Here is a 19,965-nt window from a genome sequence, read left to right as displayed (position 1 = left end):
CTATACGTGCTCCGCGCACCCAGCACCCTGCTACTCTGCCCGCAGGCTATCCGTTGGATTAGTTAAAGCCGTTCGGTACGTACGCCAGCCAATGGTTAATCCTCCCAGCAGCAGCATAATGCCAAAACACAGCCCCAGCGTACCCACGCCTACCGTTACGTGATAGGCGAACGTCATTAAGAAAAAGCTGGTTGCCAGATACCCTAGCGGCATTGCAATCGCCCCGGCAATCAGCAGCAGCTTCAGAAAATCCCACGACAACAGCCACACTACCTGATCGACCCGGGCGCCCATCACTTTCCGTACGCCCACCTCTTTCGTTCGGAGTTGGGTTGTGTAGGTAACCATGCCCAGCAAGCCCAGACAGGCAATGGAGATCGCAAAGCCAATAAGTAAGCCCATAAACGATATATCGTCGGTATGGCTATGGCGATCAATGAGATAGGTGTCGTACCAGACTCCTTCGAAAGGTTCGTACGGGTTCAGACGTTTCCAGATTTGGGCAATGCTAGCTTTAACCGCTTCGGGATTGCCATCGGCTACTTTTACGTTCAGATACCGAAAGTCGATCGGTTGATAGCGAAGCATTAGCGGATGTATCTTCATGGCGAGCGTAGTGAATTGAAAATCTTTCACAACGCCCGCGATCTGAACGTCGGTACTATCGTTCAGCCAGAGGGTTTTCCCTACAGCCGCTCCCGGTTCGCCCAGCTTAAGCGCCCGAATGGCTTCTTCATTGATCAGGACAAGATGCGACGCTGAATCCGATACCGACGCAGGCATATTCTGACCCGCCAGGAGCGTCAGCCCAACGGTTGAGAGGAGGTTGGCATCCGAAGCAAAAACATCCGTCGCTACCGAATCGCCCCCTCTCCGCTGGTTGTAGACCATCTGCCCGTTACCGCCATGGTCGCCAAACCGAGCTACTGTGGCCGATACGTGCTCTACCCCAGCTAATCGATTCAGGTTATCGGCTAGCCGATTGGCAGGTAATCCATTGAGGGGAATGGTTAATACGTTTTTACGACTAAATCCATAATCTGCCGTACTCATATAGTGTTGCTGCCGGGCCATACCGAGCAGGGCAATCATCGCAATGAGCGAAATGGAAAACTGAGCAACAATCAGCGATTTGCGAAGGGTAATTCCCCGAAACACCCGCAACCCTGTCTGACTCCGAAGAACCTGAGCGGGTTGAAATCCAGAGAGCACGCGGGCAGGGAGCAACCCCGCCAGCAGGCCAGTAAGCATACTAAACGCGATAAACACCAGCCATACACGGGCATCCTGTTCCCACTGAACTCCGCCAATGAGCCACTGCTGGACAAACGGCATGGGTTTTACCAACTGAAGCATGCCATACGCCAGGCCCAGCCCCAAGAGCGAAAGCATCACCGACTCCGCCATAAACTGCCCCATCAGCTGCCAGCGAAACGCCCCGGCCACTTTGCGGATACCTACTTCGCGGGCGCGGCTCAACGACCGGGCCAGGGTCAGGTTTATGTAATTGAAAGCGGCCAGTAATAACGTCAGTAAGCCTACGCCCAGCTCTGTTTCCAGTTTTCCGGCGCTTGGTTCATACGTACCAAGCATCAGTTCCTCGCGGCCAGGGGAAAGCGTCGCCAGTGACTGACTTCGAAATGTGTACCCTTTTTCATGCGCCAGGCGAAGCCCGTTGGTAACCCGTTTCGCCAGACCGGGCAGTACGTTCGTCAGGGTTTCGGCAGGGATGCCCGGCTTCAATAAAACGTAGGTATAGCCTTGCGAGAAGTTTTTCCAGTCTGCACGGGCGCGCTCCCACTCAGGACCAGACAGGGAGGCCATCGAAACCAGAAGATCGAAATTAAGGTGCGTTTTAGTGGGCGGTTCAGCCAGCACGCCCACAACCGTCAGCGCCCCTATTTCCGGGTGGTCAATACGTTTTCCGATAGGATTGGCCGTACCAAAAAATCGTTCGGCTGTTTTTTGCGTCAGGACGGCGGTTTGTGGTGAAATAGCCGCCTGACCTTTCGTTAGTTTGAAACCGAACAGCGTGAAGAAACCCGGATCGACGGCGCTGTACACTACCGGCAATTGTTTCCGATTCGCCGTAAAATCGCCGTAGTTTCTGATCACTCGCGTGGCTTCCTCAACAAAAGCGTACTGCTGTTTCAGCGTAGTGGCGAGGGGCAGGGGAGACGTAGCAAACCCTCGCTCGTCATTATTGGCCGTTGTTACGTCCGTTATGATTCGGTACGTTCGGGCTGGGTGTGTGTGAAACGAATCGTAGTCAAAAGCGCCTTTGATATCAATCATGGCCAACAGACAAACCAACATGCCCGAAGCAAGGCCAAATACGTTGATTGCCGTAAACAACTTGTGTTTCCAAAGATTGCGAAAGGCTGTTTTTAGGAAGTTCTGGAGCATGGGACAGGGAGGAGGGGAACAGGGAACAGGCAGAAGGGAAAAAGGAGAAGGAGTAGGAGTATCGTTGTTCTTTCTCCCTTCTGCCTGTTCCCTGTTCCTCCTATTCCGTTTTAAGTGATTTTACCGGATTCATCAAGGCTGCTTTTATACTCTGAAAGCTAACGGTCAGCAACGCAATCGTGATGGACAGCAAACCCGCCAGCACAAACACCCACCACGAAAGCTCCGTCTTGTAGGCAAAATCCTGTAGCCATCGGTTTGTGGCCCACCAGGCTATCGGACTGGCAATCAGAATAGCGATGATCACAAGTTTCAGAAAATCTTTGGAGAGCAACGTAACGATGCCTGACACAGAAGCGCCCAGCACTTTCCGAACGCCAATTTCTTTGGTACGACGTTCGGTGGTGAACGCTACCAGCCCGAACAGACCCAGGCACGAAACCAGAATAGTCAGCCCGGCAAAGCAGTTGAACACCATGCCCATCAGCCGATCTTTCCGGTATTTGGCATCGAAGGATTCGTCCAGAAAGCTGTAATCGAACGGGTAAGTCGGGTAATGCCGTTGCCAGATTGTTTTGACGACCGATAGCGCAGCGGGTTTGACGCGCACCATTACGTTGTTGATGGGAAAGGTACGGTAAATCAGCACCAGCGGCTCGACCGGATTGTGCAGCGAGTGATAATTGAAGTTTTTCAACACGCCAACAACGGCCCCTTTATGTCCAAACCCTTCGATAGGCTGCCCGACTCCTTCCTGCCAGCCAGCCATTTTCGCAAACGCTTCATTAACTAAAAAGCCTCCCTTCTCGTCTGTCTTTAGCTGAGCGGAAAGGTTACGACCTGCTTTCAGACGAATATCCAGGAGTGGCACAAACGTTTCGTCAATGAACATGTAATTGGCCATCAACTCCCGCTTTTTGCCATTCGTTCGGATATGCGTTGAGGACATCGCCATCGGACCGTCCGACAGCCCTGATCCAAGCGTTACCAGATCGATTTCCGAACGTTGCTGCAAACTATTCGCAAACGCCTGCGCGCCCGCCCGGGCTGTGGAGTCGTCGGGTAAATAAACGCTCAACACCTGCTCTTTCCGAAAGCCAACGTCGTAATGCTGGAGGTAATCCATCTGCTGATGAATGACCAGAACCCCTGCAATCATACCGACGGCCAGTACAAACTGAAAAACGATAATCGATTTACGTAGCCAGAGTCCTTTGCCATAGCCTGTCAACTGTCCTTTCAGTACGTCGACCGGGCGGTAGCTGGAGAGCACAAACGCCGGGTATAGCCCGCCCAGCAACGTAACGACGACCCAGGTAAAGCCGACCAGCGGAATCGCTTCCCGCCAGTTGATCAGAAGCCGGATGTTCAGCCATTCATTGAACGTAGGAAGGGTTGTCTGAAGCAGGGCAAGCGCACAGGAAATAGCCAGGCCGCTCAGCAAAAAGGACTCAAACAAAAACTGACGCACGAGCTGACCGTACTGAGCGCCGGTTGCTTTCCGGATGCCAACCTCTTTGGCCCGTTCGCTGGCTTTGGCCGTTAACAGATTGATGTAGTTGAGGAGCGCAATGGCCAGCACGAATACCGCCAGAAAAGCGAACAGATAACTATACTGCTTATTACCTTTTGGGGTGTCCTCCAGCTTGCCCAGGCTATAATGAACGTCAGTCAGCCGCTCCACCGGAAAACTGAGCGAATAGTTTTCGGCTCCCGCTTTTTTCAATTCAGGATCAACGTACTTCGTTGCCATTTGAGCCAGCTTTTTCGTCAGACTGGGCAGGTTGGGCTCACCTTTAAACAATACGTAGGTGTAAGCCGGAAAATCATCCTCCAGCCAGCTAGTTTTTTGGGATAAGTCTTTGGATAATAAGGCACTGATCGGTAAATCAGTATTGCTAGGCAGATTCGCGATAACGCCCGTAATCTGATACGTTTCCTTATTAATTTGAACCGATTGGCCCAGTACGTCGGTGCGCCCGAAATACTTGGTGGCAAAGCTCTCCGTGACAACGGCGCTGTTTGGGCTGACTAAGGCGCTGGCCGGATTTCCAGCCAGAAACTGATACGCAAATACCGAAAAAACTTCATTATCAGCGTAGTACACATCCGACTGCCCAACCAGTTTGTCTTTTGTACGAACGGTGGCGCCGGTCATCACAAAGCGAACAGCGGCTTCGACGTCGGGATAATCTCGTTTCAGGGTGGGGGCTAGTGGCAGTGGTCCAGAAGCTATGGCGAACGGAGCCTCCGGCGTTTTCATGACCGTTGTGATGCGTACAATTCGGCTGGCCTTGGGATGAAAACTATCGTACGAAAACTCATGGTTGACATACAGCGCCATCAGCAAACACGCTGCCAGCCCAATAGCTAGTCCGCCAATGTTCAGGCTCGTGTACAGCTTATTCCGCCATAGGTTTCGCAGCGTTATTTTGAGGTAGTTGCTGAGCATAGTTTTGCTGCCGGTGCGCGGAACCATAAGCTTTTTGCCGTATGCTTCGCATCGTGTTCGCTAACTCGCTCAAATATTATACCATTGCTTGTAAGTATATGACTACTAGTATATTATGTTAAAAAACTGAACGGAATACGTCCGAAACCGGACGTATTCCGTTCAGTTGCGGACAGCTATTTTTGTCCGCAGGGAAAGCATGCTCAGCGCATGTTTTAGGCCTCGTCAGTTGGGTAGCTGCACCGCCCGTTCGTCCAGCGCTTGGGCGACCTCGTTGACCAGCGTAGTAATCCGGGAGGCTGTCATACGATCGCATTCATTGGAGAGGACCACAATACCCATGTTCAGTTCGGGGTAGTTTACGCACAGGCTGCTGAAGCCAGGGATGTTGCCATCCTGCCAGATAACCCGGTTTCCGGACGATTGAAGCATTTGCCAGTTCAGCCCCGCCGAATACCGATTGGCATCACCCCAGGTAGGCCGGTGCGCTAGTTTTGCCGATTCTGCCTGTTCCGCTACGTTCCATCGGATATAATTCAGCATGTCGGTTACGGTCGATTTCAACGCACCGGCTCCCTGAAGCTCATCGGGACTATACGGCATCTGCTCCCCCTCGCAGTTATAGCCTTTGGCAAAACTGGCCTGATCGGAAGGCGTCAGCGTAATTTTGGTCCTGTTCATGGTGAGGGGCTGGGTAATTTTCAGACGTACGAGTTCTTCAAAAGGCATCTTGTAGACGCCCTCCAGAATGTAACCCAGCAGTTGAGCGCCCGCGTTGGAATAGCTGAACGTATAACCCGGTACGTTCGTAAGGCTGACTTTGTGCAGATCCTCGTAAAAGTTGTCGCGCGAGTAATTTTGCAGCAACTCAGTAGCTATTGCCGACGATGGTAGGGTTGTATTGGCAAACGCGTCGGGGCGGTTCGGCAGCAGAAAAGGTAAGCCCGACCGATGATTGATCAAATGAAAGAGCCGGATAGGCTGCCCCTGATACTCCAGATTTGGGTAGGAGCCTGTCAGGTATTTGCGAATATCATCACCCAGACTCACCTTCTTTTCAACAACTGCCTGAGCCAGTAAGGCCCCTGTAAATGTTTTCGTTATAGACGCAATGGGGTAAAGCGTCTGGCTGGTTGGAAGTTGTGAGCTGCCCTTTTCGACCGTACCGTAGTTATACACATAGGTTTGCCCGTCCTTGAAAATTCCGACTGAAAGCCCCACCGACTGCGGTGCTGCCATAAACTGCTGGGCTGCCTGTTCAACGATGAAATCAACCGGGTTTTGCAGAGGGTTATCCGTGAACGCTTTTTCCGGAAGAAGAGTCAGTGCGGCAGGCCGCTTCGGATAAATCAGCGCTGAGGGAAATAATAAAAGAGCAGAGATAAGCCAGGCATTCATGGGGAGTCGACTGGTTTAGAGGATTGTGTCAAACAGTTGGAAGATGCAGTTTGATGCAGCGAGGTTGCTTGCATCGTCTTATAGGCGTAAATATTCCCGTTAATGGCCTCATTTCGTCTTTTAGCGGTAGCTACCTACCCGCAGTTTCGCCAACCTTTTTTAAGAAATCGATGGCATTGGTATTCTGGGGATTTAACGCCAACGACCGCTTGTAATTGGTGATCGCTGCTGCACGATTGCCCATGTGTTCGTAGTTCTCGGCCAGGCTATCGTAGGTATTCCAGCCCTGGGGATACAGACTAACGTTCAGTTTGAAAATCTCAAGCGCATCCTGTAGTTTGCCTTGCCCGACCAGCGTATAACCCCAACCATTCACGTAATTTTCGGACAGGTACAGTTCGGGGTGTTTTGTATGAACCTCCTTCACTACGTCGATTACCTGCGCATATCCACGATTTTTTAGGCCCTCGTTAAGGGCCGTTAGAGCAACGGGTTCGCCGTATAACGCATTCATGATTTTGCCTGACAGTTCCTGGAGCTGGCCCTGCGTTGACTGATCCGAATTATTAGCGAGCAGCACAATCCCCGTTTTCTGGTCGGGGTACAGATCGCAGAAACTGGCGAAGCCGAACGTACCGCCAGAGTGTTCCAGCTGCCGTTTGCTGTCGATGGTTTTGTGGAGAAACCAGTTCAGGCCAAGCGCGAGGTTTTCAACGTTTCCCCACGTAAGCTGATGGCTCAGTTGCACGGCTTTGTTACGTTCATCCAGTTGGTACGCTGCGTATTTCAGCAAATCAGCGGCACTATACCGAAGCCCACCAGCCGCCTGCATCGCTTTCAACGTAAAAGCGGGCATCCGATTGCCCTTCCCGTCATAGCCAATGGCGAACTGATCCGACGAAGTTTCTGGTCCGAACGTATTGCGCATCTGGAGCGGCTGTTCAATCTGCGTTTTGATCAACTCCTCGTAAGGTTTTTGGTAGATTTTCTCCAGAATATAGCCCACCAGCTGAGCCGCTACGTTGGAGTGTCGTGGGTTCTGACCGGGAGCCGCCCTGAGCGCAACGGCGTGCATATCGTTACAAAAATCCTGCTTCGTATACGTAGTCAATTCATTCACAATCCGGAACGGAATGGAATCGGGATTGGCTTGCTTAAACCTGTCGGGCTTGTCCGGAAAATTGTCGGGCAGTTCCGAGGTCAAGTTGGTCAGGTGAACCAGCTTTATGGGTTTATCTTCGAAGGCCAGATTCGGGTAGTTACCGTCGAGGTATTTCCGTATGTCGTCCTCCAGGCTGACTTTCTTTTCGACAACGGCTTTCGCCAGCAGCAGACTCCCGAAGGTTTTCGTGATCGAGCCAATTTCATAAATCGTGTTCTGGGTAGGCAACTGACTTTTGCCTTTCTCCGACGTACCGAAATTGTAGAAAGTCGTCTTCCCGTTTTGGATGATCCCGATTGATAAGCCTACATGCGCTTTCTCCTGCATGAATGCCGCCCCCAATTGTTGAATGGCGGCTTCAGCGGCTGCTGGTTTCGTCTGTCCAATAGCTACCTGCAGGGTTGTTAGCAAACAAACGGTAGAAATAATTCGGTTGAGATACATGAGATGTTGGTCGTTGTAGAACGGAGTTGTACTCCGTTCTACAGGGTTACTTGCTAACCTGTGCCAGCTTTTTGAGATGGCCGGTTGCATTGGTATTGTTTGGATTCATGGCCAGCGAGCGTTTGTAATTTTCGATGGCTAACGTATGGTTTCCTAACCGCTCGTAGCCCTCCGCCAGGCTGTCGTACGTATTCCAGCTTTCAGGATAGAGGCTCACATTGAGTTTGAAAAGTTCAAGCGCTTCGTTCGTCTGCCCACTGCTCAGCACCCGGTAGGCCCAATCGTTTAGTTCGTTTTCATCCGGCTGAAGATTTCGTTTTTTTAGCTCATTGGCAACGGGTATTGCCTGTTCGAAACCGCGCTTCTGCAATTGAAGACGTAGTGCCGTGATGGGGTCAGACTGCGGAATATCTGGGTTAAAATAACCAGCTAGTTCTTCGATAAAATTCTCCGGCGAGCTGCCTCCCAAATTGGTCAGCACAACAACCGCCAGATCATCGTCCGGGTAAACCAGAAAAGCAGAACGGCCGCCACCCGACATACCCACAGCCCGGTGTTTTGGCCGAAATTTGGTGAGCCCCCATCCGAGCGCCCATTGCGTCGGCGAACCGTTGTTGTATGTACCAGGTGTCCAGAGGGTATAGAGTGCCGCTTTTGTCTTCAGTAATTTCCCTTGCTGCAACGCGATAATCCAGTGTGCCATATCTTCGGCCGTGCTGTTCAGACCCGATGCGGTTCGGCGGGAGGCCGGAAATTCAGCGTAGTTGTTCGTCAGTTTCGCTTCACTCAGTTTTTTTCCATCCAGGCTGTTTTTGATCGAATAGGTCGGCGCAAAATGCGGAATAACATCGCGGGAATCACCAAAAACGGTGTTTTTCATACCAGCGGGCTGAAACTGCTGCTCGCTGAATACCTGGGCGAATGGTTTGCTGCGTAACCTGTCGATGACCTTGCCGAGCAACACGTAATTTGTCTGGTTGTAGCTAAACTGTTCGCCCGTCCGAAAGTCCATGGGTCTTGTCTTCACTTTCTCCCAGGCTGCTTCTTCACTACCCAGATCGGCCAGTCCGCCGGTGGATGGACTGAGCACCCGAAGAATATCCGGTAATCCCGAAACGTGTGTTAGCAGTTGCTTTATCGTAATGGGTTGCCAATCGGCCGGAAGGTCATCTACGTAACGGGAAATGGGCGCCGATAGATCAAGCTTGCCGTCCTCAACGAGTTGCATAATGGCCACGCCCGTAAATGCCTTTGTGCAGGAGTTAATGGCAAAAATACTTTTATGGGTTACAGGGACCGAATCCTGAAGGTTGGCAAACCCATACGATTTATTGAGCACCAGTTGACCGCGCTGGACCACGGCGACCTGCATCCCCGGAATGCTAAGCTGGCTCATCTTAGCACGTAAAAACCTGTCGAGCGAGTCCACTGATTTTTTCGCAGTGCCCGGCCTAGCAGACGGCGCTGGCCCGCTTTGTCCGAAGCTGAACGTAAGCGTTGCTACCAGTCCTAAAAAGCAGGTGGCAATACGAAGTCGATGCGCGGTCATGGTACGTCGTTTATTTCGCTTTACGTATATAAATATTTCCGTTCATGTTTTTCATCATGATCTCGCGACCACCCCCGTTGATTTTGCCCTGAACCCAATCGTCGATGGCTACCCGGTACATGCCGTTCTGACTGGTCCGGTTGACTTTAGATGCGCTCTTGTCAACATCGATGTCGAAGTCGGTGAAGATGTCGCCCCGGTCAGATTTGAGCTTGACGTTCGCTTTGGCGGAAGCCGGAAACGTTACGTCGACATTGCCATTAAGCGTTGAGAATGCCATGGGTGCATCGGTATTTACGCTTTTAAACGTAGCCTTTACTGCACCATTCACCGTATTGGCAATTGCCGAACCAGCGATGTTGTTGAGCTCGATAGCGCCATTTACGTTGTTCACTTCCAGCTCGCCGGATACGTTTTCAACTGAGATTTCGCCATGATTCACCGTGCCAATGCGTAACGAGAACTGCTGCGGGACTTTAATGGTCAGGTCGACGGTTTGATTGACCGAATTCGCTTCTACACTGACCGTGTTGCTTTTCTCGCGGGCACTGACATCGAAGGGGTTGCCCGTGCTGATACGTTTCATGCCATTTGAAGGGCGGTCGTCGTCATCCCGTTTGTTGCGCCGGTTGACTCCGCTGGCCGCAATGTCGATCACTACGTCTTTGCCGTTATAACCAACCACATTGATAGAGCCGTTGATCAGATTCACCCGCAGGGTACCCGGCTTGCCCGGATCGCTCAGCGGCACCACGAGCTGCTCTTTCACATCATTCTGTGCAAGCAGGGGGCCAGCAACGAGCAGGCTTATGAACAGTATTCCAATTGACAATTTATTCGTTTTCATCAGGATTGTTTTTTAATGTAAATGCTTCCGTTAAAGGTTTCGAACTTGAATGTTTTGCCGCCACTACCGATTCGGATGGCGGTGTTTTTGTTGATTTTATAGACCGTACCATTGCCGGTTTTCTGTTCGGTTTTGGTGGCTTGCAGCGGCAGCGGTTCGGCGTTGGGGAAGTCGGTGTAAAAACTTCCCTGGAACGTCTTGAATTGCAGGTCGGCCGATAAGTTGGTTGGGTACGTTACCCGGATGTTGCCGTTGAGGGTGTAGTACGACGAGTTTTCGGGTGGATTTGCTACGTAGTCGACATCGACGTTTCCGTTGATGGTGTGGGCGTCGGTTGTCCCTTTGATGTTGCTGAGCGTAATGGCTCCGTTCACGTTACGTGCTTTCAGTGAGCCGTTTACATCTTTTATGGTTACGTCACCCCGGTTAACCGTCGAGATAATAAGGTTCATATGGTTGGGGACTTTCACCGTAAAGTCGAGGGTAAAGTCGTAGTCAACGTCCCGGTCGTTGTTCCAGTTGTTATTGTGTCGATTTCGCCGGGGGCGCGAATCGAACGGTTCGGCAATGTAGGCTACGAGGCTATCACCTTTCTGGTCGAAAGCAAGCTGAAACTCTTTTTTGCCGATCTCCAGATCCTGGTTGTTTTTAGCGGTAATGGCTTTATCGACCTCCAGCACAACTTTGTCGCCCGAATACCCTTCGACTTTAATGAAGCCGTTAACGTTGTAAATGGCCAGCGACCCGTTTGCTGATTTCGATACGGTGAATTCTTTTCGAACGTGTTCTTTAAATTCCTGCGCATGGGCTGGCGATTGAGCACAAGCGAGCACCAGCCCCGCCAATACGGGGATAAGGAAAGGTTTCATAGGATTTGTTTGGATTTGAGGGTTTTATTTTTGTCATCCCGACGCAGGAGGGATCTTCGGTAATAGTACGCCTTAAGATCCCTCCTGCGTCGGGATGACAAAAAATATCAGGATAACTCCCGAATGCTCTGTTCAATTTTACCCTTGACTAAGTGATTCAGATTATCGTCGCGGAGCAGTTGCCGGAGGGGTTTGATCGATCGTTTTTCCTGCAATTTTACCATCACATCAGCCAGCGCCGATTGCACCAGGGGCGACTCCTGCCGGGTGATCGATTGTACCAGCCCTTCCCGCACTTTCGGATTGTCGGCCAGTTTCGCCAGGGCTTCCAGCGTAACCAGGCGCACATTTACATTGGCGTCGTTATTGAGTGTAGTCAGCAGGGCTTCGGTCACCTGACCGTCGACCTGGTGAATATCTTCAGTATAGCTCACGGCCCGGAGACGTTCAGACGCGGCCGGATTTTCGAGCATTGAGAGCATCATCATCTGCCGCATTTCCTGTACCTGCGTCGACAACGTATCAATTTTCTGCTGGTACGCTACGGTAGGCGTATTGGCGCGGTTGAACCAGTAACCGGCGGCCATACCGATGCCCAGAATCAGAAGACTATAGGCGAAACGCAGGCCATATTTCGGAACCCGGAGTTGCCGTAGTTTTGCCAGCAGATTATCGAAAACACTTTCCTGTTCAGCGATAACGGTTTCCTTATACGTATCGAGCATGGCCTGAAACCGCACCCGCGCCATATCGCCCGGCACCGGTGCAGGCAATTTGCCCATCAGTTGCCAAAGCTGACGTACCGAATTAGCTTCGGCCTCGCAGATCGGGCATTGGGTCAGATGTGATTCGAAAGCAGTTCGCTCGGATTCGGTCAACTGGTTGCTAAGCCAGTCGGGTATCCGTTCGTTTGCCTGTTCACAATTTATAGGTTGCATTGCCATTTTCAATTGTCAGATAAATTTTCTTCAACTCATTCATTGCGCGGTGAACCCGTACCTTTATCGCTCCCTCTGTTGTGTTGAGTACTCGCGCTATTTCCTCGTATTTCAACTCCTGAAATCGGCTCAGCACCAGTACTTCGCGGTTATCAGGGCTTAATTTTGCCATCGCCCGATGCAGTGTATCCAGTTCCTGCTCTTTCTGAAACCGTTCGTCGGCGGCTTGCCCGCCACCAATCTTTTCCGCTACGTCGGCAATGTCGTACTGTTGTGCCGAACGCTTGTTCTGCTTGCTGTAGTCGACCAGTACGTTGCGGGCCAGGTGGTACATCCAGCTTCTGAACTCCCCATCGCCGGTAAACGTATGCCGATACTTGAGCATCCGATAGAACACCGTTTGCAGCATATCTTCGCTGGCCTCATGCTGGCTGGTCATGTGGAAAAGAAAGCCGAACAGAGGCCGATGGTATCGCTCGAACAGCAACCCCATCGTGTCTATTTTGCCTGCTTTTACCTGCAGCATGAGTGCGTTGTCTGTCAGGGTGTTCAACCGTTTTTGCTATCGGGTTTAGTGGGTTTTGGACTGGAAACTGCGCGAAGTGGGGAAGGTTACAGAAATGTAAAAAAATTTTTTTGCGGGCCGCGCGGACAAAGACTGGGGTTCGCTCACCGGCGTTGTTCTTTAAATTTTACGTTATCCATACTTAACCAGCTGAATTGTAGTTAGCTAGTTATAAACTCATACGTAATGATAACATACTCATATGCAGCAGCACCTAGCTACGTTCAGAGCAATCTTCTACCCGTATGGTCTTGTTTTCGGACTGAGCTTGGCGGCTTCCGGTTGTTTTACGGAGCCTAAATTTTCCGATACGCCCCAGATCAGCTTCAAGGGAATCAGTCGATACCCGCTGGAAGCCGGAACCGGGGTCGGTCAGCAAAAGCGGGACTCATTGATTATCACCATTGGCTTTACAGATGGCAATGGTGATTTAGGCAACGACTTGCCCATAGCTAGCGATGAAAAAGAACGCTATACACAAGCGGGCGGGTGGGGCAATTACAGGATTCGTGCGTTCCGGCTCGAGAACAATCAGTATAAAGAACTGGCTACGGGAGAGAATACAAGCTTGTATTTCCCTCGCCTGAGCCGGGAGGGCAAAAAGGGAGCTATCGAGGGCGACCTTGAACTGGAACAGGTTTATCAATACGGCGATACGTATAAAATCTACCCGACTAAATTTAGAATTCAAATCCGGGATCGTGCCTTGAACATCAGCAACGAGATAGAAACCGATACCATTAGCGTTCCGTATTCCATCCGCTAAGCTACAGGATACAAAACAGTGGTATCGTATGCTGAATCTTCTTTGGCGAAGCGTGTGGGGAGGTGGCCGAAAAACGATTCACCGCACCTCTCTTTGTTTGCCTGATACCTGCTGCTTACGACTAAACAAAACTACGGTTGATAGGGAGCGTAGCAACGTTTATGAGTCCGTTAACCCTGTTTTTTGTTGTCTGGACGCTGTTTATTTTAATTGGTCTGTCACTGCTTATTTACCCCGTCTTCCAAAACAGGGCCATGAAGGCCGCAACGATTCGCTTCGGAAAACAACTACAGCAAGACCCGACCCAGTATGAAGCTTTTGCCCAGACACTCTACAAACCGATAGGCTGGGTGAACATGGCGCCTGATCGGGATACCCAACACGTATTGACTCTGCTTGATCGGCTTCCCCCTCAGGTTGGTAACTTTTCGATTCATTACAAACAGTGGGTCGGCCAGGATAGCTGCCTGTTGATAACCACGGTGGATTATCTGCGCCCTGAAGAAACAGGAGATGAATTAGTAGCCGGGTCGCCCCTCAAAAGGACCAGGATTACCTACAATCTGAATTTTGTGGTCAGGCTAGATACACTCAAAAAACAGGTCGTTGTTCTGTCGGACCTGTACATTACGTTGATCGACAAGAATTTGCGGGCTGACTTCGCCGGGGCTATCTTTACGCTGCTTCAACTGTAGCGTAGTGCCGTCGAAATCAATCCCTTATAACAAGGCTGTTATTGATTTCCGGTTTTGATGCCGAAGCTACGTTCGGTTTCGCGGATAATGGCCTGTTTTTCGCGTTCGCTTTTACCGATCACATTAGCCGTCCGTTCGATGATCAGTTCTTCACCATCTTTCTCGAAGGTATACTGCATCCAGAGCCGACCGTTTTCTTTGTCTTCCTTTACCAGTACCGACGATGGCGCTACGTCGCTTGCCGACAGCGACGACGAAGCATGAGCCTGCATGGAGCTTTCTGCCGATCCATCGTTGCTTGACGTATAGACGATCTCAGCTTCTTTTTCCTTGTGCTTTTTCCTGGCCCGATCGGCATAGTTCCGGTTGACGTTGATGTCAACCGTTTCTTCGGACATAGCCCGATCAAGCGAGTCAACGATGTGCTCTTCCAGTTCTTTTACGTCGTCTTTGTCCATATCCGCTACGTCGAATGAGCGACTGTAGTGAATGGTCCGATTGGGTTGTTCAATATCAACGCGAATACGAAGCTGCCGACCGTCGGTCGTAACGTGCTTGCTTGACGACCGTTGAGCTAATGCACTGAAGCTGACCGCGATCAATAACAGGGTACATAGCGTTTTCATAAAATCGGCAGAGATTGAGTAGATGATTTTTTAGGTAGAAATACTCCCGCTATCTTCGTGCCAAGGCCGTATCTGCCTGTAAGTCAATTTGTTCGCCATAAAAAAGAAACAAAATGTCCGCAATCGGACAAATTTCGTACGACAGCGGACAATGAGGGGGGAACAGGGTACAGGCAGAGAAGGAACAGGGAACAGGCAGAAGGGAAAAGGTATAAAGCCGAATCAATTACGTACCTTCTCCTTTCTCCCTCCTGCCTGTTCCCTGTTCCTCCTATTCCGATTTCAGTGATTTTACCGGGTTCGTCAGGGCTGCTTTGACGCTCTGGAAGCTAACCGTCAGAACGGCAATTGCGGTAGCCAGCAAAGCCGCCAGCGCGAACACCCACCACTCAATAGCAATCTTATATTCAAAGTTCTGCAGCCACCGGTTCATGGCGTACCAGGCAATGGGCGAGGCAATGATGATCGCGACCAGTACCAGCTTTAAGAAATCTTTGGAGAGCAACGTAACGATGCTGGTTACCGATGCCCCGAGCACTTTGCGCACCCCGATTTCTTTGGTCCGCTGCTCGGTGGTGAAGGCTGCCAGGCCAAACAAGCCCAGACAGGCAATGAAAATGGCGAGCGCCGATGCGATGGTAAACACCTGACCGTATTGCTGTTCGCTCTGGTATTGTTTGTTGTAATTTTCGTCAGCGAAATAAAACTCGAACGGGTTGCCGGGATAGCTGGCCTTGTAGATACGTTCCAGTTCAGCAATTTTAGTCTGAACCTGATCGGTGGTGAGTTGAACCGTCAAATCGCTGACCGACCGGCGCGGCATAAAAATGACCGGTTCAATGGCCTGCTGCAAGCCCTGGTGATGGTAGTCGCGCACAACGCCCACGATTTCGTAAGGTTGTCCCCAGTTAATGATCTGTCCAACGGCTTTTTCGGCAGAGGGAAACCCTAACTGTTTCGCGCCCGTTTCATTGACCATCAGTTTACCGCTTTTCTCCCAGCCCAATTCGGCTTCGCGAATGCTGAAATTACGTCCGGCCACCAGCCCGATTTCGTAGGTTTTCAGAAAACGGTCGTCGATGATACCCATCGAGTAGCCTTTCTTATCGTCGCCGGGGCGCGGGTTCTGTTTGGTAATACCCCCCGCTGTGAAGTTGTAATAATTGCCCGGTACAATGCCCGTCTGGCAGAAACTTTTCACGTAAGGCAACTGGGTAAGCTGCTGTTCGAGGGCTGCCGTCCCCGACGTAAACGAGCCATTCTGATTGACCTGTGGTCCCTGAATGACCACACGCTGTGCCAGCCGAACACCGAGGTCTTTATTCTGCATATACAACAGTTGCCTGTAAAGCACGCAAGTGGCAATGACCAGCACAATCGACGTACTGAACTGAGCCACGACCAGCGTTTCACGCAGCCAGCCGCCCTTGCCGGTTCGGGGAGATGAACCCGCTCCTTTTAGGGTTTGTATGGGTTGAAACGAAGTCAGGGCAAACGCTACGTACCCGCCCGATGCCAACGCGCCCAAAATCAGCAGGCCCAGTCCGGCGAGCCAGAAGCCATTGGTATCCAGTATCGCCAGCGACAGATCTTTTTTGATGAATTCGTTGAAAGTCCCTTGTAGCAGCATCACCAGCATAAGGGCTAGTACAAACCCAATAACATTGACCAGCAGCGACTCACCCAGAAACTGCCCGATCAGCTGACCCGGTCCGGCACCGATCACTTTCCGAACACCTACTTCTTTGGCCCGTTTTAGTGAGCCCGCCGTCGACAGATTCACGTAGTTAAACCAGGCAATCAGCAGAATCAGGCCCGCAATGCCGCTCAGCAGGTACACAAACCCCAGACTGCCGCTGGTCCGGTATGTATCGCTCAGCGAAGCCGCCAAGTGCATGTTTGTGGCGGGCTGCAGCATAAACAGGCTTTCGTCTTTTGGGGTGGCCTTCTTTTTATAAGCGTTGAATTTAGCTGCCAGTGCTTTATAATCAGCCGACACACCCGGTTCACGATCAGGTAGTTGCAGGAATGTAGTCAGAAAAGAGCCATCAAAGCTATCCAGTCTTGCCCAGGTATTGCCGTTCAGATTGGCCGGATTCGCCAGCGTTTGCAGCGAGAATACCGCATCGAAAAGCAGGTCGGAATTCTGGGGCATGTCGGCATACACCGCCGTAACGGTATACAGCGTTTTGCCAAACTGATTGTTCAGAATCAGGGTACGTCCCATCGCCTTCGTGTCGCCAAAATATTTCCGGGCCTGCGATTCCGACAGCGCCACCGTATTGGGTTGCGTAAGGGCGCTAGAGGCCGTTCCCTGTACGAGCGGGAACGTAAAGAGCGTAAAGAAACTGGCGTCGGCATAGGCGAGTTTGTCTTCCCGAAATGCCTGCTGCGCGCCATCATTCTTTTGTCCGGCAACACTCACGATGCCATTGGCCGAATGTTCACCGACCCGGCAAAAGTCGCGCACCTCCGGAAATTCCTGTTTCGCCAGTGGCCCAACCGCCGGAGCCATATCGACCCAAATATCGCCTTCGGGCGTCTGGGTCAGCATTCGATAGAGCGTCGGTAGATTTTTATGAAACGTATTGACGCTACGTTCATACGCTACGTATTCCAGAATCAGAATGAATGCCGCAACCCCCAGGGCTAATCCGGCAATGTTGATGATCGAAAATACCCGGTTTTTCCGCAGGTTTCGAAAGGCAATTTTGAAGTAGTTGATTAGCATAGGATAAGAAGGGAAAGGGAACAGGCAGAAGGGAAAAAGGAGAAAGAGTCAATTCAATTATATACCTTCTCCTTTTTCCCTTCTGCCTGTTCCTTTTATTCCGTTTTAAGTGATTTGACCGGATTCATTAAGGCTGCTTTGATACTTTGAAAACTCACGGTTAATAAAGCAATGACGATGGCCAGCAAACCCGCCAGCGCGAAGACCCACCATGTACTATCAACTTTATACGCAAAACTCTGCAACCACTGATTCATCGCGTACCAGGCAAGGGGTGTTGCCATGACAATAGCAATCAGAATCAGTTTCAGGAAATCTTTGGAGAGCAACGTGACGATGCTGGCCACTGAGGCCCCGAGTACTTTGCGCACCCCGATTTCTTTGGTCCGCTGCTCTGCCGCAAAGGCCGCCAGACCAAACAAACCCAGACAGGCAATCAGTACGGCCAGAATGGTGAATGTCAGTAAGACTTCGCCCTGTTTCTGTTCGGCTTTGTATTGCTGGGAAAAATTTTCGTCCAGAAAATGAAAATCAAGCGTACTGGCCGGGTCGAAGGTGCGGTACACCGACTGGATATAAGCCAGCGCTTCCGTTGTTTTGGCGGGCTGAATCCGAACGTATACATTGTCTTTGTCGAGGGTACTTGGCATCTGCAACACCAGCGGCTCAATTTTGTGCTGAAGTGAATATGTGTGGAAATCCCTGACCACGCCAATCACCTGGGCTTCGGCGGTGTGGTTTTCCTGATCAATGTAGTATTTTACCCGCTTGCCAACGGCTTCTTTCCAGCCTAGCTGCTTCGCTAAGGTTTCGTTGATGAGCACAGCGTCCGACGCGTCACTTTTAAAGGATTCGGAAAAGTTACGGCCAGTCAGTACGTTGATCTCCAGTGTTTTGGCATAGTCTGCATCGACCAGAAATTTCTGGACCCGCTGCGCATCAGCTGTAAAGCTGCCATTTTGCTCAAAAAACATGCCTGTCCCGCCGATATTGTTATTGCCGATCGGATTGCTGGCCGCCGACGCACTCTCAATGAGAGGACTACGTAGCAGGGCTTCTTTAAGGGCATCGATACGTTGCCGAACGGCTTCACTACCAATATGAAACGTAAGGACCTGTTCTTTGTTGAAGCCTAAATCCTTGTGCATCACAAACCGCATCTGTTGGTACACAATGCCGGAACAGGCGAGCAGGGCCACTGTAGCCACAAACTGAAAAACCACCAGCGACTGCTTGAACAGGATGCTGCCCGACTGATTGCCCACCTGATTCCGTAGGGCAGCCACGGGCCGGAAGCCCGACATCTTCAGCGCTGGATACAGCCCGCTCAAGGCCCCGATAGTCAGGGAGAATAGCGTAACGATCAGTAACGTACTTGGTAAACTACCCAGCGCCAGGGCCTTGTCGGCCATCTGGTTAAAATAAGGTAACGCGACAACAACCATCCCGGCACTGACCAAACCTGCCAGCAAAGTCATCAGCATGGATTCGGTCAGAAATTGCCCGATCAATTGCTGCCGATACGAGCCGATGGCTTTCCGAACGCCCACTTCGCGGGTTCGTTTGAGGGAGCGGGCTATGTACAGATTGACGTAGTTGATGCAGGCAATCAGCAGAATCAGGGCGGCCACGGCCGCAAAAATGGAGACGGTACGGGCATTGCCATTCGGACTGATTTCGTAATCCAGCTGAGAGTGAAGGTGAATCGACGTAAGGGGCTGGAGTTCCAGCCGATAGTCAACATTGCCCATTTCCTTTTTCAGGTATTTCTGAAAAAAGCCGGGTAGTTTGGCCTCCAGCGTTTTATAATGGCTGCCTTCGGTCAGGAGCAGGTACGTATAAAGTTCTGCATTCTGCCAGCCGCCGGTGTAGTTGTCTGGCAGGGAACGTAACGCCTTGAATTGCAGGTGTGAGTTGGTCGGTACGTCCTCAATGACGCCCGTAACCGTATTCGGATAATGATTGCTGAATTCAACGACCTTGCCGACGGCTTTGCTGGCATCACCGAACAGATTTTCGGCAATAGTTCTGGTCAATACAATGCTTTGCGGTTTAGTCAGCGATGTACCTGGGTCGCCGTACAGAAACGGAAAGGTAAATACGTCAAATACGGTCGGGTCGGTGAAAAAGATATTCCCCACGTCCATCTTCTTGTCTCCGAACGTAATGAGACCTCCGCCTTCCGCGTTAAACCGAACGGTTTTTTCCACTTCCGGATAATCGGCCTTCAGCGCTGGCGCGAAGGGCGCTGAAGTAGGTGCGAGTTTCAGATTACCACCCGGCCACTGTGCATACTGGACCACCCGAACAATCCGATCGGCTTTGGTATGAAATCGGTCGTAGCTCAGCTCATCCACTACGTACAGCACCATCAGCCAGACAGCCGCCATCCCAATTCCCAAACCGATTACGTTGAGGCCACTAAACAGCTTGTTTTTCCAGAATGTCCGAATCGTGATTTTTATATGATTGCGTAGCATAATCGAAGCAGGTTAAGAAGCAGATAAGCGAACGTGA

14 protein-coding genes are annotated in these 19,965 nt (G+C 51.1%); 2 read left to right on the top strand and 12 right to left on the bottom strand.

What is annotated here, in order from left to right; genetic code table 11:
- Positions 1-30: 30 nt before the first annotated feature.
- The 9 genes from LN737_RS28905 to LN737_RS28865 all read right to left on the bottom strand — a co-directional run bounded on the left by LN737_RS28905 (position 31) and on the right by LN737_RS28865 (position 12,591).
- Positions 31-2,406: an ABC transporter permease gene (locus LN737_RS28905; RefSeq protein WP_405514425.1), complete on the bottom strand. Its 2,376-nt coding sequence runs from the start codon at positions 2,404-2,406 to the stop codon at positions 31-33.
- A 100-nt stretch (positions 2,407-2,506) separates the two neighbouring features.
- The gene (locus LN737_RS28900; RefSeq protein WP_405514423.1) at positions 2,507-4,858 is read right to left on the bottom strand and encodes an ABC transporter permease; all 2,352 of its coding nucleotides are present in this window, start codon (positions 4,856-4,858) and stop codon (positions 2,507-2,509) included.
- A 225-nt stretch (positions 4,859-5,083) separates the two neighbouring features.
- Complete coding sequence (locus LN737_RS28895; RefSeq protein ID WP_405514421.1) at positions 5,084-6,256, bottom strand: serine hydrolase; 1,173 nt, start codon at positions 6,254-6,256, stop codon at positions 5,084-5,086.
- Positions 6,257-6,386: 130 nt separating this feature from the next.
- Positions 6,387-7,862, bottom strand: coding sequence for a serine hydrolase (locus LN737_RS28890; RefSeq protein WP_405514419.1), 1,476 nt, complete (start codon positions 7,860-7,862; stop codon positions 6,387-6,389).
- A gap of 46 nt (positions 7,863-7,908) precedes the next feature.
- Positions 7,909-9,411, bottom strand: a complete 1,503-nt coding sequence (locus tag LN737_RS28885) for a serine hydrolase (protein WP_405514417.1) — start codon at positions 9,409-9,411, stop codon at positions 7,909-7,911.
- Positions 9,412-9,421: 10 nt separating this feature from the next.
- The gene (locus tag LN737_RS28880; RefSeq protein ID WP_405514415.1) at positions 9,422-10,258 is read right to left on the bottom strand and encodes a DUF4097 family beta strand repeat-containing protein; all 837 of its coding nucleotides are present in this window, start codon (positions 10,256-10,258) and stop codon (positions 9,422-9,424) included.
- On the bottom strand, positions 10,258-11,127 hold the full coding sequence (locus LN737_RS28875; RefSeq protein ID WP_405514414.1) for a DUF4097 family beta strand repeat-containing protein: 870 nt from the start codon (positions 11,125-11,127) through the stop codon (positions 10,258-10,260). Before LN737_RS28875 ends, LN737_RS28880 begins: the two co-directional genes overlap by 1 nt.
- Before the next feature lie 107 nt (positions 11,128-11,234).
- On the bottom strand, positions 11,235-12,065 hold the full coding sequence (locus LN737_RS28870; protein WP_405514412.1) for a HEAT repeat domain-containing protein: 831 nt from the start codon (positions 12,063-12,065) through the stop codon (positions 11,235-11,237).
- Positions 12,046-12,591, bottom strand: coding sequence for an RNA polymerase sigma factor (locus LN737_RS28865; RefSeq protein WP_405520565.1), 546 nt, complete (start codon positions 12,589-12,591; stop codon positions 12,046-12,048). Before LN737_RS28865 ends, LN737_RS28870 begins: the two co-directional genes overlap by 20 nt.
- A 241-nt stretch (positions 12,592-12,832) precedes the next feature.
- Here LN737_RS28865 and LN737_RS28860 point away from each other — a divergent pair, with 241 nt between their 5' ends.
- Positions 12,833-13,396 carry a hypothetical protein gene (locus LN737_RS28860; RefSeq protein WP_405514410.1) on the top strand — a complete coding sequence of 188 codons (564 nt, stop codon included), beginning with the start codon at positions 12,833-12,835 and terminating at the stop codon, positions 13,394-13,396.
- A gap of 161 nt (positions 13,397-13,557) precedes the next feature.
- Positions 13,558-14,091 carry a hypothetical protein gene (locus LN737_RS28855; RefSeq protein ID WP_405514409.1) on the top strand — a complete coding sequence of 178 codons (534 nt, stop codon included), beginning with the start codon at positions 13,558-13,560 and terminating at the stop codon, positions 14,089-14,091.
- Positions 14,092-14,129: 38 nt separating this feature from the next.
- Here the strand turns inward: LN737_RS28855 and LN737_RS28850 are convergent, their stop codons facing one another.
- The 3 genes from LN737_RS28850 to LN737_RS28840 form a co-directional block, all read right to left on the bottom strand.
- Complete coding sequence (locus tag LN737_RS28850; protein WP_405514407.1) at positions 14,130-14,717, bottom strand: hypothetical protein; 588 nt, start codon at positions 14,715-14,717, stop codon at positions 14,130-14,132.
- 271 nt (positions 14,718-14,988) lie between these two features.
- Positions 14,989-17,448: an ABC transporter permease gene (locus LN737_RS28845; protein WP_405514406.1), complete on the bottom strand. Its 2,460-nt coding sequence runs from the start codon at positions 17,446-17,448 to the stop codon at positions 14,989-14,991.
- A 95-nt stretch (positions 17,449-17,543) separates the two neighbouring features.
- A complete protein-coding gene (locus LN737_RS28840) occupies positions 17,544-19,928 on the bottom strand; it encodes an ABC transporter permease (protein WP_405514404.1) in 2,385 nt (794 codons plus the stop codon).
- Positions 19,929-19,965: the final 37 nt, after the last annotated feature.

This window comes from Spirosoma sp. KNUC1025, from assembly GCF_045160025.1.
Classification (GTDB): domain Bacteria; phylum Bacteroidota; class Bacteroidia; order Cytophagales; family Spirosomataceae; genus Spirosoma.
This window is presented reverse-complemented; position numbering and strand designations above follow the sequence as displayed.

Coding starts and splice junctions, on each gene's coding strand:
- LN737_RS28880 (WP_405514415.1), bottom strand. CDS start 10,258: ATGAAAACGAATAAATTGTCAATTGGAATACTGTTCATAAGCCTGCTC.
- LN737_RS28905 (WP_405514425.1), bottom strand. CDS start 2,406: ATGCTCCAGAACTTCCTAAAAACAGCCTTTCGCAATCTTTGGAAACAC.
- LN737_RS28895 (WP_405514421.1), bottom strand. CDS start 6,256: ATGAATGCCTGGCTTATCTCTGCTCTTTTATTATTTCCCTCAGCGCTG.
- LN737_RS28900 (WP_405514423.1), bottom strand. CDS start 4,858: ATGCTCAGCAACTACCTCAAAATAACGCTGCGAAACCTATGGCGGAAT.
- LN737_RS28870 (WP_405514412.1), bottom strand. CDS start 12,065: ATGCAACCTATAAATTGTGAACAGGCAAACGAACGGATACCCGACTGG.
- LN737_RS28860 (WP_405514410.1), top strand. CDS start 12,833: ATGCAGCAGCACCTAGCTACGTTCAGAGCAATCTTCTACCCGTATGGT.
- LN737_RS28845 (WP_405514406.1), bottom strand. CDS start 17,448: ATGCTAATCAACTACTTCAAAATTGCCTTTCGAAACCTGCGGAAAAAC.
- LN737_RS28865 (WP_405520565.1), bottom strand. CDS start 12,591: ATGCTGCAGGTAAAAGCAGGCAAAATAGACACGATGGGGTTGCTGTTC.
- LN737_RS28855 (WP_405514409.1), top strand. CDS start 13,558: ATGAGTCCGTTAACCCTGTTTTTTGTTGTCTGGACGCTGTTTATTTTA.
- LN737_RS28875 (WP_405514414.1), bottom strand. CDS start 11,127: ATGAAACCTTTCCTTATCCCCGTATTGGCGGGGCTGGTGCTCGCTTGT.
- LN737_RS28885 (WP_405514417.1), bottom strand. CDS start 9,411: ATGACCGCGCATCGACTTCGTATTGCCACCTGCTTTTTAGGACTGGTA.
- LN737_RS28890 (WP_405514419.1), bottom strand. CDS start 7,862: ATGTATCTCAACCGAATTATTTCTACCGTTTGTTTGCTAACAACCCTG.
- LN737_RS28850 (WP_405514407.1), bottom strand. CDS start 14,717: ATGAAAACGCTATGTACCCTGTTATTGATCGCGGTCAGCTTCAGTGCA.
- LN737_RS28840 (WP_405514404.1), bottom strand. CDS start 19,928: ATGCTACGCAATCATATAAAAATCACGATTCGGACATTCTGGAAAAAC.